The 16983-nt window shown below is 72.9% G+C and carries 7 protein-coding genes; 1 reads left to right on the forward strand and 6 read right to left on the reverse strand.

Annotation, left to right across the window (positions count from 1 at the left end; translation table 11 throughout):
* Positions 1 to 107: 107 nt before the first annotated feature.
* The 5 genes from K1T34_RS07035 to K1T34_RS07055 form a co-directional block, all read right to left on the reverse strand.
* Positions 108 to 1010 carry a nucleotide disphospho-sugar-binding domain-containing protein gene (locus K1T34_RS07035; RefSeq protein WP_220243476.1) on the reverse strand — a complete coding sequence of 301 codons (903 nt, stop codon included), beginning with the start codon at positions 1008 to 1010 and terminating at the stop codon, positions 108 to 110.
* Between the two features lie 98 nt (positions 1011 to 1108).
* Positions 1109 to 3655: an FtsX-like permease family protein gene (locus tag K1T34_RS07040; protein ID WP_255638368.1), complete on the reverse strand. Its 2547-nt coding sequence runs from the start codon at positions 3653 to 3655 to the stop codon at positions 1109 to 1111.
* On the reverse strand, positions 3652 to 4410 hold the full coding sequence (locus tag K1T34_RS07045; protein ID WP_220247039.1) for an ABC transporter ATP-binding protein: 759 nt from the start codon (positions 4408 to 4410) through the stop codon (positions 3652 to 3654). The genes K1T34_RS07040 and K1T34_RS07045 overlap by 4 nt, the downstream gene beginning before the upstream one ends.
* A gap of 5 nt (positions 4411 to 4415) precedes the next feature.
* Entirely contained in the window at positions 4416 to 4658 is a 243-nt protein-coding gene (locus K1T34_RS07050) for a hypothetical protein (protein WP_220243477.1), read from the reverse strand.
* Positions 4659 to 4759: 101 nt separating this feature from the next.
* Positions 4760 to 5200, reverse strand: coding sequence for a hypothetical protein (locus tag K1T34_RS07055; protein WP_220243478.1), 441 nt, complete (start codon positions 5198 to 5200; stop codon positions 4760 to 4762).
* 79 nt (positions 5201 to 5279) lie between these two features.
* Here K1T34_RS07055 and K1T34_RS07060 point away from each other — a divergent pair, with 79 nt between their 5' ends.
* Positions 5280 to 6005 (forward strand): TetR/AcrR family transcriptional regulator, encoded by a 726-nt coding sequence (locus K1T34_RS07060; protein ID WP_220243479.1) that lies wholly within the window; start codon positions 5280 to 5282, stop codon positions 6003 to 6005.
* Between the two features lie 51 nt (positions 6006 to 6056).
* Here K1T34_RS07060 and K1T34_RS07065 read toward each other — a convergent pair whose 3' ends face one another.
* A complete protein-coding gene (locus K1T34_RS07065) occupies positions 6057 to 16961 on the reverse strand; it encodes a type I polyketide synthase (protein ID WP_220243480.1) in 10905 nt (3634 codons plus the stop codon).
* Positions 16962 to 16983 lie beyond the last annotated feature (22 nt).

A 16983-nucleotide genomic window follows, 5' to 3' on the forward strand; every position in this document is an offset into this window, starting at 1 on the left:
GGATTCGACCCACCTAACCGCGGAAAGGGGTGGAAGGTGCCACGTCGAAAACGCTACCGAGGCCCTGGTGGCCGCCCCACCCCTAACGGGGCCGGGCGGCCCCACAATCACCGGGTCAGCTCGGCCAGCACGGTGTGCGCGGCCGGCAGCGCGGCGATTTCTTCGCGCAGCGCCACGGCTTTGGCCCGCACCGCGTCGTCGGCCATCACGTCGGCAAGCCGGCCGGCGGCCCCGACGAACCCGGCGCCGGCTTCGGCGACGCGAGTCGTGAAAGCTGTGCTGGTCAGGGAAAGCTGCGGCAGGCCGTGGGCCACCGCCGCGAGCGCGAGGGCCGGATCGCCATCGTGGACGACCGCGGCGCACGTCGGCAGCACAGCGGCGGGCGGGGCCACGTCGACGAGCTTCACGTTGGCGGGCACCGTGGTCCCCGGGCCGAACGCGTCGGCGCCCGCCGCGCACAGCAGCTCGACGTCCACGGCGGCGACGGCGTCGAAGACCGGGCCGAACAGCGAGGTGTCGTCGAGTGAAAGCAGGATCCGGGCCCGCCGGGGCTTGCGGCGCAACCAGTTCGGCACCACGACGGGGCCGAAGTACGGCACGTGCCGCACGGATCGCACGCCCGAACCGTTGTCCCGCAATGAAGGCGGCACAACGTCGAACGTGGTGTCCACGTCGGAAGTGGACGGTTCGTCAACGGCGCCGAGCAGCCGCACCGCCACGGCCTCGCCCGCGCGGGCGGCGGCGGTGCCGGCGGGAGCCAGCGCGTCGGAGACCACGACGTCGGGCCGCCAGAGCTTCGCGAACTCGACCAGCGCGGCCGATTCGGCGAGCGTTTCCCCGTCACCCTCTTCGAGGTCCACGGCGACGCAGCCGGTGCTGAGGATCTCCTCGACGAACGAAGGCCGTCCGGCGATCTTCACGTCGTGCCCCGCGGTGCGCAGCGCCCACGCGAGCGGGGCGAGGGTGCGCAGACGGACGGGCGACGACGGCGCGGCCAGGAGTACTCGCATGGAAATCCACTCCAGAAAAGGGAAACCGGGCCGGCCCGGTGCGGATAGTCGAATTCGAGACTATCCACCCGGAACCGGCCCGCGTACCCCTAGAAACGTCACTGCCCGGGCAGCGACACCGCCTCGATCGGGCTGCGCCGCATGGCGAGCCGGGCCGAAAGCGCGGTGACCGGCCACACGATCACGAACACCGCCGCGATCACCGCGAAGAACACCCAGATCGGCCCGACCGGCACGATGGTCCCCGACGAGATCGCCATGGGCACCATGGTGAACAACGAGATCACCGTGCCGAGCACGATCCCGAGCACCGCCAGGATCCCGCCCTCGATCATGAGCATCGACCGGACCTGACGCCTCCCCGCGCCCGCCAGCCGCTGCACGCCGAACTCCCGCCGCCGCGAAAGCACCGCCACCGCAAGGGTGTTCACGGCCGCGATGGCCGCGTACGCGATCGCCAGCACGGCCAGCAGGTAGTGGATCATCGCCTCGACGTCGGCGCTGGCGGCGAAGCTCTCCGTCAGCGTGTCCGAGTCGCCGACCACGACCCCGGGCCAGTTGTGCGTGGCCGCAGTCACGGCCGAGACGACCGCCGAGGCGTCCTGCCCGTCCGCCGCGCGCACCAGCAGCCGGCTCGCGACCCCGGACGTCGTGTGCTGCGCGAGCAACGCCGCCGGCAGCACGATGCTCGGGTAACCCGAAGGGCTGTCCAGCAGCGCGACGATCCGCACGTGCGCCTGGCCACCGTCACCGAGGCGCATGGTGATGGTGTCGCCGAGCTTGAGGTCCAGGTCGTCCGCGATGTCCTCGGGCAGAGCCACGGTGTCGCCGGTGAGGTCGCGCAGCGTCCCGGACGTGACCGGAGTGGCGAGCACGCTGGTGTCACCCGCGTCGACGCCGAGCAGCCGGCCCGGGTCGCTGCCGTTGCCGTCGTAGGGCTCCTCGATCCAGCCCTGGCTCGTGACCAGCGGCGAAACCGTGCCCACGCCCGGCACCTGCTGCACGGCGCGCACCAGGTCGGCCGAGACCGCCCCGGTGCCGCTGTCGACCACCGCGTCGGCCTGCAGCTGCTCGGCGTAGGCGCCGACAATCGCGTGCTGCTGCGTGGTTTCCGCGTACACGTTGCCCAGCGCGACCGCGGTCGCGAGGGTGATCGGCGTGAGCACCGCGGCGAACGCCACGGCGCGCGTGCGCGAGTTGATCACGGCCAGCGTCGCGTCCCGGCCGCCGACCCGCCGGATCAGCGGGCCGAAGCGCGTGGCGACGTAGGCCATCAGCTCCGGGCCGATGAGCGCGACGGCGATCGAACCGGTGAGCACCGCCGGACCGCACGCGGCCGAGGCGATGTCCACGGGCAGGAACAGCGTCGCCACGGCCAGCAAGACCGTGAACCCGGCGAAGATCTTCGCGCCGAACTTGCGCACTTCGTTGACCTTCGCCGACGGGATCGACGCCTCCGCGAGCGCCTGCAGCGGACGCGACCGCGCGGCCGGCAGCGCGGCGAACCACGCGGCGGCGAACGAGATCCCGAGCGCCAGCACCAGACCGCCCGCGAACGCGATGATCCCCTGACTGAACTCCAGCTGCGGCGGCAGCACGCCGTCCTCGGTGGTGATCGCGAAGATCCGCGTGCCCACGAACCGGCCGAGGAACACCCCCGCGATCGCGGCCAGCACCGCGACCACCATGGTCTCCGAGAGCACCATGCGGTGCACCTGTTTCGGCGTCGCGCCGGTGGCCCGCAGCAATGCGAGCTCCTGCTGGCGCTGCCGCACGGTGAGGCTGATCGTCGCTGACACCACGAGCGCCATCACGACCAGCACCATGCCGCCGAAGACCCCGGCGAGCAGGATCAGCGGCAGCTGCGCGGCCTCGATGCCGGGGAACTCCGCGGAACCGCGGTCGGCGCCGGTCAGCACGGTCAGCCCCGGGACCTGCTCGGCGAGGCGGCCGGCCAGGTCGTCGGCGTCGACGCCGGGCGCCGGGAACACGCCGGCGAGGTCGACGGTGCCCGGGTGCGTGGCGAACTGCTGCACGTCACCGGCCGAGAAGAACAGCGCGGGTCCCGAAACGTCGGAGTGCGCGATGCCCGTGACGACGAAGTCGCGCGGCTGCGCGCCGTCCACGGCGATGGCCACCTGGGCGCCGACCTGGACCCCGGCGGCGGACGCCTCGTCCAGCACGACCTGTCCGGCGTTCTGCGGCGGCGTGCCGCTCGCCAGCGTGTACGGCGCGAGCGCGGCCGACTCCCAGCCGTGCCCGGCGAGCGCGTCGCCGCCCGCCTGCGGGCCGGCCGCGGTCACGAGGACCGCCGGGAACGAGACGTCGGGCACGACCTGGTCCACCCCGGGCACGCCGGCCAGCCGCGTCAGCTGGTCCGCGGGCACCCCGGCGCGTTCGCTGTAGGGCACGACTTGCGACTCTTCGTCGGGCAGCTTGAACCCGGCCGAACCGCCGACCACCACGGGCGCCGCGGCGAGGCGCTGAGGCTGTGCGTCGAGCGTGAGCGCGGTTTCGAACAGGCCGCCACACGCGATGAGCAGCGAGCAGCCGACGAGGATCGCGACGAACGTCGCCAGCGAGGCGGCGGCGCGGAACCGCAGGCTGGCCAGCGCCATCCGGAGCACCACGCGCCGCGGGCTCACTGCTGCCCCCTCGCCAGCTTGGCCTGGGCGCCGAGGCGCGCCAGCTCACCGGCCACGGCTTCCACGGCCGGGGCGGCCATGCGCGTCACGATCTGACCATCCACAAGGAACAGAACCGTGTCGGCGAAGGAAGCCGCGACCGGGTCGTGGGTGACCATCACGATGGTCTGGCCGGCGTCGGCGAGCTCGCGCAGCAGGCCGAGCACCTCGAGCGCGGTGCTCGTGTCGAGCGCGCCGGTCGGCTCGTCGGCGAACGTCACCTCCGACCGGCCCGCGAGCGCGCGGGCGATCGCCACGCGCTGCTGCTGGCCGCCGGAAAGCTCACCGGGACGGTGCTTCACGCGGTGCGTGAGCCCGACCCGCTCCACGACCTGCGCGATCCACGCCCGGTCCGGTTCACGACCGGCGAGCAGCATCGGCAGTGTGATGTTCTCCTCGACGTTGAGCGCCGGCATGAGGTTGAACGACTGGAACACGAACGCCACGTGTTCGCGCCGCAGCTCCGTCAGCTGCGTCTCGCTCTTGCCCTTGAGGTCGGTGCCGACGAGCGTGACGCTGCCCGAGTCGGGCCGGTCGAGGCCCGCCGCACAGTGCAGCAGCGTGCTCTTGCCGGAACCCGACGGGCCCATCACCGCGGTGAAGCTGCCGCGCGGGAAGTCGACGCTGACGCCGGCGAGCGCGACGACCTCGTTCTCCCCGCGCCCGTAGGTCTTCTTCACCGAGTCAAGCCGGACGGGCGACCCGGTGGCCGTCATCGTCGTCATGACCGGGTGGCCCTCTCCTTCGACCGGCCGCGGACCGCGAGCCACCAGGGCACCACGATCACGGCGCCGCCGATGAGCGGCCAGATAAAGAACGGCGAGTGGTTCAGGCTCAGCGTGACGGCACACATGATCAGCCAGATCAGCAGGTGCACACCGGTGGCTACCAGCCACACGATCGCCACCACCTTCAGAGCGGTGGTGCGCCCCCCGGCCGTCGAACTGTCTGTCGTTTCGGCCATCTCGGCCCCCGATCGTTGAACTGTGTATGGCTTGCACAGTTTAGCGGACCAGTTCGCCAAGGGGAACCCAGGACCCTTTTCACCAGGTCAGGGGTTGCGCGTCACTCGCCGGCGAGGCGCATTCGGCGGTCGCGCTCACGGGTGGACCACAGGCCGAGCACGATCAGGCCGCCGCCGAGCACGGGCCAGATCGGCCACGGGCCGTCCCAGTGGCCGCTGACCAGGCCGAGGATCAGGTAGACCAGCACGTTGACCACGCTCGCCACGGCCCACACGGCAGCAGCGACCCGCGGCGCGGCCTGCAGGATCGCCGGCACCGCGGCTTCCGCGCGGCCGGCCACCCCGGCGGTCAACGTGGCGTAGTCACCGGCCGATTCGACCCGGGCGAGCCGTTGCGCCGCCTCGGCTTCGTCGTACTGCCCCTCATCTCGTGCGTGCTCGATCCGCGTGACCGCGAGCTTGCGGTCCAGCTCAGTGACCTGCGTACGCTCCGGCCACAGCAGCCTGCCGATGGCCGAAGCCACCGGCTTGGTCTCGATCACGTCCGCTCGCCCTCCGCCCGAATCAGTGCAAGACTCTCACAGTTTACTGCCGGAGTACTCGCCAGGGAAGATGCGGACCATGCTGGACAGGGACACGACACCCGAACGGCCCCCGGGGCTCACACTCGCCTGGGGCGGCGCCCCGCCGCCGCGGCGCGGACCGCGGCCCGCGCACACCGTCGAACAGATCGTCGCGGCGGCCGTGGAACTCGCTGACGCCGAGGGCGCCGCGGGCGCCTCCCTGCCGAACATCGCGCACGAGATCGGCGTGACGACCAACGCGCTGTACCGCTACGTCAGCTCGAAAGAGGAGCTGACGGTGCTGCTCGCCGACGCCGGCTGGGGCCCACCGCCGCAGGCTTTGGTCGCCTCCGGCGACTGGCGCGCCGACGTACGGGCCTGGGCTCGCGCCGTCGTCGACCGGCTGCTGACCCGCCCGTGGCTGCTGGACCTGCCGCGCAGCGGCGACGCGATCACGCCGAACCGCCTGGCGTGGACCGAGCTCCTCCTGGCCGCCCTCACCCGCGCCGGCGTCCACAAAGGACACCTCCTCGGCTGCGTCACGATGGTGACGGGCTTCGCCCACGCGGCCGCCGCGCGCCTCGCGACCCCGGCCGGCCCGGGGGAGGCCGCCGCTGTGCGCGATCACCTGCTGCCCCACCTCGACCGCCTCGGCTCGACGCACCTGGCCGGCCTGGTCGCGGAAGGCCAGTACCCCGCAACACAACCGGAGGCGGAAGCTTTCCTCGAGGCCGGCCTCGACCACGTCGTCGCCGGGGTGTCGGGGTTCGCCGAGACCCGCTGACGAAAGAACTCCCGGCCGGGGCATCGAGGGCACCCGGCCGGGAGCAGGGGGTCACGCGAGTTCGGTGAGCCACTCCGAGACGGCGTGGGCGGTGGTCGGGGCGTCGGTGTCGATGAGGGTGAAGTGGTGGCCCGGGACGGTGCGGGTGGTGCCCGCGTGGGACCAGGTGGTCTGCCACGTCGTGGCGGCCGGGTCGAAGGGATCCGTGGGCCGCACGAGCAGCGACGGCGTGGCGAGGTCCGCGACGGTGATCTGCGGCAGCAGGTCCATGTAGCGGGCCATCGCCGTGAGCTTCGTACGGTCGAAGGAACCGTACTGCGATTCGTGGCGCAGCATGCCCTTCGCGAGGTCCGCGGCGGCCTCCTCGCTGGCGCGGACGTCTTCACCCACGCCTTCGTGGATCACGTAGGTGTCCAGGAGCACGGCGCCGGCGGCCGGGGTGCCCGTGCGTTCCAGAGTTTCGGCGACGGCGTGGACGAGGATGCCCGCCGACGAGTAGCCCAGCAGCGCGAACGGACGATCGCCCGCCGCCTTGCGCAGACTCTCCGCGAGGACCTCGACGATCGCCTCCGGGGTCGACGGCAGCGCCTCGCCGGGCAGGAAGCCCGGCATCGGCACCGCGTGCAGCTCGTGGTCGCCGGGGAAGCCGGCGGCGAGCTTCGCGTACTGGTACACCCCGCCCGTCGCGACCGGCGTCGCGAAGCAGAACAGCTGTGTGGCCGCCGAACCCTCCTTCAGCCGCACCGGTGCGGGCAGCCGGTCGACGTCGGCGGGTGAGGTGAACGCGGGACGCAGGTTCGCGACCGCGCCCAGCATGCTCAGCCCGTCCTGTACCCGGCCGGCCCGGACCGCGTCGGCGAAGAGCTCCTGCAGGGAATCGTCCTCCGCCGGAGCCGCGACCGTGGTGTCCAGTTCGGACAGCAGGTGCGTGGCCAGGCCGGCCGGGGTCTGATGGTCGAACACCACCGTGGCCGGCAAGCGCAGCCCCGTGTCGTCGTTGAGGCCGTTGCGCAGTTCGACGGCCGTGAGCGAGTCGAGGCCCGACTCCAGGAAGTGCCGCGACGCGTCGATCGCGGTGCCGCCGGCGTACCCGAGCAGCGCCGCCGTCCGGTCCAGGATCAGGTCCAGCACGGCCCGTTCGCGCTGCAGCGGTTCGAGCCCGGCCAGCCGCTGCTTCAGCCCCTCCGAGTCGCTCGCGGCCCGCGACGCCGTGCGCCGTGAAGGCGTGACGAGCGCGCGGAACACCGGCGGCACGTCTTCGGAGTCGCCGGTGAGCACCTTCATCGGCACGAGCAGAGCCTCCGGCCGCGCGAGGGCGGCGTCGAACAGCGCCATTCCTTCCTCAGTGGACAGAGGCGAGATTCCGTTGCGCACCAACCGGTCTCGGTCGGTATCGGAGAGTCCGGCGTTCTCCCACAGACCCCACGCGAGCGACTGCGCGGGCAGCCCGCGGAACCGCCGGTGCGCGGCGAGGCCGTCGAGGAACGTGTTGGCCGCGGCGTAGCTGCCCTGGCCCGCGTTGCCGAGCAGCCCGGCGACGGAGGAGAAGAGCACGAACGCCGAGAGATCCAGGCCTTCCGTGAGCCGGTGCAGGTTCAGCGCCGCGTCGGCCTTCGGCCGCAGCACCGCCGAGAGGCGCTCGCGGGTCAGCGACGGCACTGTCGCGTCGTCGACGACGGCGGCCAGGTGCACCACCGCGGTCAGCGGGTGCTCGGCCGGGATCGCGGCGAGCACTTCGGCCAGCGCGGTTTCGTCGGCGGCGTCGCAGGCCGCGACGGTCACCGAAGCACCCAGCTCGGTCAGCTCGTCGACCAGGCCGGAAGCCGAGCCTCGCCGGCTCACGAGCACCAGCCGCCGCACGCCATGTTCGGTCACCAGGTGCCGCACGAGCTGCGAACCGATCGCACCGGTCGCCCCGGTGACGAGCGTCGTCCCCTCAGGACCGAACGCGGCCTCCGGCTCGGCCGACGGTGCCGGCCGCGTGAGCCGCCCTGCGTACGCAACGCCCGAGCGGAGCACGAACTGCGGTTCTCCGGAGCCGGGAAGACCCGGCAGCAAGCTCAGCGAAGCCTCGTCGGTGTCGACGAGCACGAACCGGTCCGGGTTCTCCGACTGCGCCACGCGCACCAGGCCCCACAGCGCGGCCCCGCCGAGATCCGTGACGTCCTCACCACCTTCGCGCGCCACCGCACCGCTGGTGAGCACGACCAGCGTGGCCGCCGCGAACTCAGGCCGCGAAAGCCAGTTCTGCACATCCTCCAGCGCGTCGCCGACAACAGCCGAGGTACGGCGATCGAGCACCACGACGTCCGGCACCGGCCCGGTGGCAAGCACCGCGTCCAGGCTCGGGAACAGCGCGGGCACGTCCGCACCACCGGCCACCGGCACGGGCAACCAGGCCCAGCCGAACAGCGACTCCGGCGCCCGCGTGACCGCCGTGCCACCGGCACCCGCCCGCAGCACCAGCGAGTCCACCGACGCGACCGGACGCCCGGTCTGGTCGGCCAGCTCGATCGCCACGGAGTCCGCGGCCAGCGGCGTGATCCGCACCCGTAGCCGGCTCGCGCCCACCGCGTGCAGCCGCACGCCGGTCCACGCGAACGGCAGCCCGCCCTCGACCGTCACGCTCTCGGCGAGCCCGATGGCGTGCAGCGACGCGTCGAGCGCGGCCGGGTGCAACCCGAACCGCTCGGCGGCCGGGTCCTCCAGCACAACCTCCGCGAATACCTCGGCACCCGATACCCAGGCGGCCGTGAGCCCCTGGAACGCCGGCCCGTAACCGAGGCCTGCGGCCGCGAAGCCTTCGTAGAACCCGTCCAGCTCAACGGGTTCCGCACCCGCAGGCGGCCAGACGGACAGCCCGGCGGGCTCGGCCCCCGTCTCGGGAGCGAGCACCCCGGCGGCGTGGCGCACCCACGGCTCGGCGGCGTCGGCCTGCGAGAACACCGACACGGCGCGGCGACCCGAGCCGTCCGGCTCGTCCACGACCACCTGCAGCCGCACCTTGCCGAGCTCGGGCAGCACGAGCGGCGCCTCCAGCGTGAGCTCGTCGATCCGCGGGCAGCCGGCTTCGTCCCCGGCCCGCACGGCCAGTTCGACGAAAGCCGCGCCCGGGAACAGGATCGCGCCGCCGACGGTGTGGTCGGCCAGCCACGGGTGCGTGTGCACCGACACCTGGCCGGTCAGCACCACCTGCGCGGACCCGGCCACCGTCAGCGACGCGGCCACGACCGGGTGCTCCGTCGCGTCGAGCCCGGTCGTCACCAGGTCACCGGTGGCGTGCAGGGCCTCCATGTCCACCTCGGGCCAGAACCGCGTGCGGCAGAAGGCGTACGGCGGCAGCGGCACCTGCTCGGCGCCGCGGAACAGCCTTGCGGGCGCGAGACCGAGGCCGTGCGCGAAGAACCGGCCGGCGGCCAGTTGCGCACCCCGCAGCTCGCCCTGGGCTTTGGCGCGCAGCGGGATCACCACGACGTCACGCGGGTCGCCGGCGAGGCAGGTCTGCGTCATCGCTGCGAGCGTGCCGTCGGTGCCCAGCTCCACGTACCGCGCGGCACCGAACTCCTCCAGTGCCCGCACGCCGTCGAGGAACCGCACGGACCGGCGGCAGTTCGCCACCCAGTACTCCGGGTCGCACCAGCGCTCCGGGTCGACGACCGCACCGTCCACGGTGGACACCACGGGGAGCCGGGCCGGCTCGTAGGTGAGCTCTTCGGCGATCTCGCGCAGCTCGTCGAGGATCTCGTCGAGCAGCGGCGAGTGGATGGCCTGGCTGATCGCGAGCCGCTTGGTGCGCCGGCCTTCCGCCTGGAAGTGCTCGGCGATGCCCAGCACGTCGGTTTCGGCGCCGGAGACCACGAGCGAGCGCGGGCCGTTGATCGCGGCGATGCCGCAGGCCGGGGTGAGCAGCGGCGTCACCTCGGCTTCGTCGGCTTCGACCGCGAACACCGCACCGCCGGAGAGCTCCTGCATGAGCTGCCCGCGGTGCGCGACGAGCTTCGCCGCGTCCTTGAGCGACAGCACGCCGGCCACGTGCGCGGCGGCGATCTCGCCGACGGAGTGGCCCAGCAATACCCCTGGCCGCAGGCCCCACGACTCGACCAGCCGGTAGAGCGCCACCTGCATGGTGAACAGCGCGGCCTGCGTGAACGCCGTGCGGTCGAGCAGCTGCGCGTCGACCGAGCCCTCTTCGGCGAACATCACCTCACGCAGCGAGCGACCAAGGTGGTCGTCGAACAACACGCTCGCCTGGCTGAAGGCGTGCTCGAACACCGGGAACGCGGCGCACAGCTCGCGGCCCATCCCCGGCCGTTGCGTGCCCTGCCCCGGGAAGAGGAACGCGGTCGTCCCGCCGCGGGCGATGCCGCGCACGACGGCCGCCGAGTCCTCCCCCGCGGCGAGCGCGGCGAGGCCCGCCACCAGTTCGGCCCGATCGTCGCCGGCCACGGCCGCGCGGTAGGACAGCACCGGTTCGCGCACGGCCAGCGAGAACCCGACGTCGAGCGGGTCCAGGTCCGGGCGCTCTTCAAGGTGTGCCAGAAGAGCGGCAGCCTGCAGCGGCAAGGCTTCCTGCGTGCGCGCGGTGAGCAGCCACGGCGGAAGAGCCGAGCCACGCTCACCGGCGGCCCGCACCGGCTCGGGCTCGGCGACGGGCGGCGCCTGCTCCACGATCACGTGGGCGTTGGTGCCGCTGTACCCGAAGGCCGAAACGGCGGCGCGGCGCGAACGGTCCCGCTCGGGCCACGGGATCGTCTCGGCGAGCAGCCGCACGGTGCCCGGCGACCAGTCGACGTGCGGCGACGGGTCGTCGCCGTGGCGGGTCATCGGCAGCTCGCCGTGCCGCATGGCCAGGATCATCTTGATGACCCCGGCCGCACCCGCGGCGGCCTGCGTGTGCCCGATGTTCGACTTCACCGAGCCGAGCCACAGCGGGTCGTCGGCCGGGCGCTCGCGGCCGTAGGTGGCGAGCAACGCGTTGGCTTCGATCGGGTCGCCCAGCGTGGTGCCGGTGCCGTGGCCCTCCACGACGTCGACGTCCGCGCCGGTCAGCCCCGCGAGCTTGAGCGCGCGGCGGATCACGCGTTCCTGAGAAGGCCCGTTGGGCGCGGTGAGGCCGTTGGACGCGCCGTCCTGGTTGACCGCGCTCGCGCGGACCACCGCCAGGACCTCGTGGCCGTTGCGCTGCGCGTCGGCGAGGCGCTCGACCACGAGCAGGCCCACACCCTCGGCCCAGCCCACGCCGTCGGCCGCGGCCGAGAATGCCTTCGTGCGCCCGTCGGAGGCCGTGCCGCTGTTGTCGAAGTGCACGAACGGTTCCGGTGAGACGAGCGCGGACACGCCGCCCGCGAGGGCGAGTGAGCAGTCGCCCTGGCGCAGCGCCTGGATGGCGAGGTGCAGGGCCACCAGCGAAGACGAGCACGCGGTGTCGACCGAGACGGCCGGGCCCTCCAGCCCGTAGGTGTAGGCGACGCGGCCCGAGACCACGCTGCCGAGTGCGCCGGAGCCGCGGAACAGGCCGTTGTGCGCGAGCGTGCCGAGCGGGCCCGGGTCGTAGTCCGACTGCATCACGCCGGCGAACACGCCGGTGTCGGTTCCCTTGAGCGACAACGGGTTGATGCCTGCCGACTCGCACGCTTCCCACACGGCCTCGAGCAGCATGCGCTGCTGCGGGTCCATCATCACGGCTTCGTTGGGGCTGATGCCGAAGAAGCCGGCGTCGAAGTCGGTGGCGTCGGTGACGAAGCCGCCGTTGGGCTCCTTTCCCGCGGCTGCCGACATCCCGAGCCAGTAGTCGAGGTCCCACGCACGGTCCTCGGGGAAGCGCGACGTGCCGTCGCCGCCGTTCGCGACGAGCTGCCAGAACTCCTCGGGCGTGCGCACGCCGCCGGGGAAGCGGCAGGCCATGCCGACGATGGCGATGGGTTCATCGGCACCGAGGGTGACGACGGTCTGCTCGGGCTCGGCAGCGTCCCCGAGGTCGCCGAGCAGCGATTCGTGCAGGTGCGCGGCCAGGTCGCCCGCGGTCGGGTAGTCGAAGACGAGCGTGGCCGTGAGGCTGAGACCGGTGGCCTCGTTGAGCGTGTTGCGCAGCTCGACCGCGGTGAGCGAGTCGAACCCGAGGTCCTTGAACGCGCGGTCGGCGTCGACGACGTCGGCCGAACCGTGCCCGAGCACCGCGGCCGCGTGGGCGATGACCAGCTCACGCAGGTGGTCGAGCCGCTTGTCCGCGGGCAGCCGGATCAGCTTGCCCAGCAGGGAGTCCGCGCCCGCCTCGCGGTCGGAGACCGTGCGCCGCGCCGCCGGGACGAGGCCGCGCAGGAGGTCGGGCACGCCGCCCGCCTCGCGCCACGCGGGCAGGTCGAGCTTGATCGGCACGAACACGTCACCGGCCGAGCCGACGGCCGCGTCGAAGAGCGCGAGGCCCTCCTCCGCCGTGAACGCGCCGAGGCCGCGCTTGCCGTGCGTCTCGCCGGCCATGCCCGCGGCCGACTCCCACATGCCCCAGGCCAGCGAGTGCGCCGGCTTGCCTTCGGCCCGGCGGTGGGCGGCGAGGGCGTCGAGGAAGGCGTTGGCGGCGGCGTAGTTGGCCTGGCCGGGTGCGCCGAGCACGCCGGCGGCCGAGGAGAACGTGACGAACGCGGCGACGTCGCCGGCCAGCTCGTGCAGGTGCCAGGCGGCGAGAGCCTTGGGGTCGAAGACACCGTCGATGCGCTCGGGCGTGAGCGAGGGCAGCACGCCGTCGTCGAGGACGCCGGCCGCGTGGACCACGGCGTGGACCGGGTGCTTCTTCAGCAGCCGTTTCACGGCGGCCGCGTTGGCGAGGTCGCACGCGGCCACGGTGGCCTCGGCACCCAGCTCGGCCAGCTGCGCGACCAGCTCGGCGACACCCGGCGCCTTCTTGCCGCGGCGGCTGACCAGCAGGAGCTTCTTCGCGCCCTGCTGAGCCAGGTGCGTCGCGACGATCCGGCCCAGCGCGCCGGTGCCGCCGGTGAGCAGCACCGTCCCGGCCGCCCAGTCCACGGGTTCGGCCGGCTCCGGCACCGCGCGGGCCAGCCGCGGCACGCGCACGTCGTCGCCGGACACGCGCACGGCCGTCTCGTCGGCCACCGCGATCGCGGCGAGTTGCTCCGGGGTGGGCTCGCCTTCGACCAGCACGATCCGGCCGGGGTTCTCGACCTGCGCCGAGCGGACGAGACCGGCGACGGCGGCACCGGCGAGATCGCCGCGAGTCACCACGACCAGCTTGTCCTCGGCCGTCGACTGCAGCTCCGCCAGTGCACTGTGGACAGCCGCCCGGGCGCTCTCCGCGTCGTTGCCGGTGCCGGCTTCGTACACGGTGTAGTCGGTGCTGCTCGCTTCGGGCAGTGTTGTGGAGACCCAGTCGAGGGCGTACAGCGAGTCGGTGCTGCTCGGCGTCGAGCGCGCGGCCGCGAGCTGCTCCTCGCTGATCCGGCGCAGCGTCAGGCCGCCGACGCGGGCGACCGGCGCGCCGCTGGTGTCCGCGAGCCGGAGCTCCACGGTCTGCTCGCCCGTCGGGTGGACCTGTACCCGCAGCGCCGAAGCACCGGCCGCGTGAAGCTCCACATCGGACCACGCGTACGGCAGCGTCGTGCCTTCACCGGCCGCGCTGCTGAGGCCCACGGCGTGCAGAGTCGCGTCGAACGCCGCGGGGTGCAGGCCGAACGCCTCCGCGCTCATGCGGTCCTGCTCGGGCAGCGCGACCTCGGCGAAGACGTCGTCACCACTGCGCCACGCGGCACGCAGGCCGCGGAAGACCGGGCCGTAGGCCATGCCGTGGTCGGCGAGCAGGTCGTACATCCCGTCGAGGTCGATCACCTCGGCGCCGGCCGGCGGCCACGCGCTGAGATCGAACGCGGCGCCTGCGGAACTCGGGGCGAGCGTGCCGTCGGCGTGGCGGGTCCACGCGCTCGCCGTGGACAGGTCGTCGGGTCGCGAGTGGACACTGATCGGCCGCGTACCGTCGGCGGCAGGAGCGCCCACGCGGATCTGGATCCGTGCGGCGCCCTTCTTCGGCAGGACGAGCGGCGCGTGCAGCGTGAGGTCCCGGACACGGCCGCAGCCGACCTCGTCGCCCGCGCGCACGGCGAGCTCCACAAAAGCCGTGCCAGGCAACAGGATCGCGCCGCCGACGACGTGGTCGTTCAGCCACGGGTGCGTGGTCGCCGAGATCCGGCCGGACAGGACGAGACCCTCGGCGTCGGCGAGCAGCGTCGCCGCGCCCAGCAGCGGGTGGTCGACCGGGTCGAGGCCCATCGACGTCACGTCAGCGGAGTCGGACGAGACCTCCAGCCAGTAGCGCTGGTGCTGGAAGACGTAAGTGGGCAGTTCGGCGCGCGCGGCGCCGCGAGCGGTGAAGTGTGCCGCCCAGTCGGGCGAGATCCCGCGGACGTGCAGGGTCGCGAGCGCCGTGACCAGCGCGACGTCCTCGGCGACGTCCCGACGCTGCGCGGCCACCGCGACGGAACCGTCCGAAGAGGACTGCGGCACGACGGCCGTCAGCGGCGCGTCCGGGCCCAGCTCCAGGAACCGGTTCACGCCCTCGGCCGACAGCGCGCGCACGGCGTCGGCGAACAGCACCGGCCGGCGCACGTTGCGCACCCAGTACTCGGGATCCGTCAGCTCGGCGAACACCTCACCGCCAGTGACGCTGGAAATGACCGACAGCGTGGGCTCGGTGTAGGTGATGCTCCGGGCCACCGCGCGGAACTCGGCCAGCATCGGCTCCATCAGCCGCGAGTGGAACGCGTGCGACACCTTCAGCTTCGTCGTGCGACGCCCCGCAAACTTCTCCGCCACGGCGAGCACGGCGTCCTCCGCACCGGAGATGACCACGGACCGCGGCCCGTTCACCGCGGCGACGTCGACCGTCCCTTCGGGATCGTGCTCCGCGACCTCGTCGGCCATGCCTTCGATCGCCACCATCGCGCCGCCGGCGGGCAGCGCCTGCATCAGCTTGCCTCGAGCAGCGACGAGCTTCGCCGCGTCGGCCAGCGAGAACACGCCGGCGCAGTGGGCGGCCGCCAGCTCGCCGATCGAGTGCCCGCACACCGCGTACGGCACCAGACCCCACGACTCGACCAGCCGGAACAACGCGACCTCGAACGCGAACAGCGCGGCCTGCGTGTACCCCGTCTGCGCCAACTCGTCCTCGTCACCGGCCACGACCTCGCGGATCGGCCGGTTCAGGTGCCGGTCCAGCTCCTCGCACGCGGCGGCGTAAGCCTCGGCGAACACGGGGAACTTCGCGGCAAGCTCAGCGCCCATGCCGACGCGCTGCGAACCCTGACCGGAGAACAGGAACCCGAGCGTCGCCTCACCCCGCGCCAGCCCGCTGACGCCACCGGGCTCGCCGTTCGCCAGCGCGGTCAACGCCGCCAGCAGCTCGCCGGGCGTGTGCCCGATCACCGCGGCGCGGTGGTCGAGGTGCGTCCGGCCGACGGCCAGCGTGCGCGCCACGTCGAGCGGCAACGCGGGGTTCTCCACCAGGTGCTCCGCCAGCCGCGCGGCCTGATCCCGCAGCGCCTGCGGCGTGCGCCCCGACAGCACGAACGGCACCGCCGCGTCATCACGCGAAGGCCCGTCAGCGGCTTCGGGCTCCGGCGCCTCTTCGAGGATCACGTGTGCGTTGGTGCCACTCAGTCCGAAGCACGACACCGCCCCCCGACGCGGCCGGTCCCCTCGCTCCCACGGCCGAGATTCGGTCAGCAGCTCGACGCGCCCGGCGCTCCAGTCGACGTGCCGGGTCGGTTTGTCGACGTGCAGCGTCTTCGGCAGCACGCCGTTGTTCAGCGCCAGCACCAGCTTCAGCACCCCGGCGACACCGGACGCGGCCTGCGTGTGCCCGACGTTCGACTTGATCGACCCCAGCCACAGCGGCTCGGAGCGGTCTTGGCCGTAGGTCGCCAGCAGCGCCTGCGCCTCGATGGGGTCACCGAGCTTGGTGGCCGTGCCGTGCGCCTCGACCACGTCGACCTCGTCGGGGCTCACCCGCGCGTTGGCCAGGGCCTGGCGGATCACGCGCTGCTGGGCCGGGCCGTTGGGCGCGGTCATGCCGTTGGAGGCGCCGTCCTGGTTGATCGCGGTGCCGCGCACGATCGCGAGCACGGGGTGGCCGTTGCGACGCGCGTCGGAGAGCTTCTCGACGAGCAGCATGCCGCAGCCCTCGGACCAGCCGGTGCCGTCGGCGGAGTCGGCGAACGTGCGGCAGCGCGCGCTGCGGGCGAGCGTGCCGTCGAGCGAGAACTCCACGAAGGTGCGCGGCGTCGACATCACCGAAACCCCGCCGGCCAGCGCGAGCGAGCACTCGCCGCTGCGCAGGGCCTGAACCGCGAGGTGCAGCGCGACGAGCGAGGACGAGCACGCGGTGTCGATCGTGACCGCGGGTCCTTCGAGCCCGAAGGTGTAGGCCAGGCGCCCGGAGATCACGCCCGACGAGCCGTAGCTGCCCTGGTAGTTGTGGTACATCGTGCCGGCGAACACGCCCGTGGGGCTGCCCTTCACCGAGTGCGGCGCGATGCCGGCGCGTTCGAAGGCCTCCCACGACGTCTCGAGCAGCAGCCGCTGTTGCGGGTCCATCAGCAGGGCCTCACGCGGGCTGATGCCGAAGAGGTCGGCGTCGAAGTCCAGCGCGTCGTGCAGGAATCCGCCTTCGCGCACGTAGCTGGAGCCCGGGCGTTCGCCGCTGGGGTCGTAGAGGCGCTCGAGGTCCCAGCCGCGGTCGGCCGGAAACTCGCCGATGGCGTCGACGCCGCCGGCCAGCAGCCGCCACAACTCCTCCGGGGTGTCGGCGCCGCCCGGGAGCCGGCAGGCCATGCCGATGATCGCGATCGGCTCGCGCGCGGCCTCGGTGAGCCGGCGGTTCTTCTCGCGCAGCCGCTCGGTTTCCTTCACCGAGGCTCGGAGCGCACCGACCAGTTTTTCTTCGGAGTTGCCCACGTGTCCTCGTTCCTTCCCGGTG

It is taken from the genome of Amycolatopsis sp. DSM 110486, assembly GCF_019468465.1.
Taxonomy (GTDB): Bacteria; Actinomycetota; Actinomycetes; order Mycobacteriales; family Pseudonocardiaceae; genus Amycolatopsis.

Coding starts and splice junctions, on each gene's coding strand:
- K1T34_RS07060 (WP_220243479.1), top strand. CDS start 5,280: ATGCTGGACAGGGACACGACACCCGAACGGCCCCCGGGGCTCACACTC.
- K1T34_RS07050 (WP_220243477.1), bottom strand. CDS start 4,658: ATGGCCGAAACGACAGACAGTTCGACGGCCGGGGGGCGCACCACCGCT.
- K1T34_RS07045 (WP_220247039.1), bottom strand. CDS start 4,410: ATGACGGCCACCGGGTCGCCCGTCCGGCTTGACTCGGTGAAGAAGACC.
- K1T34_RS07035 (WP_220243476.1), bottom strand. CDS start 1,010: ATGCGAGTACTCCTGGCCGCGCCGTCGTCGCCCGTCCGTCTGCGCACC.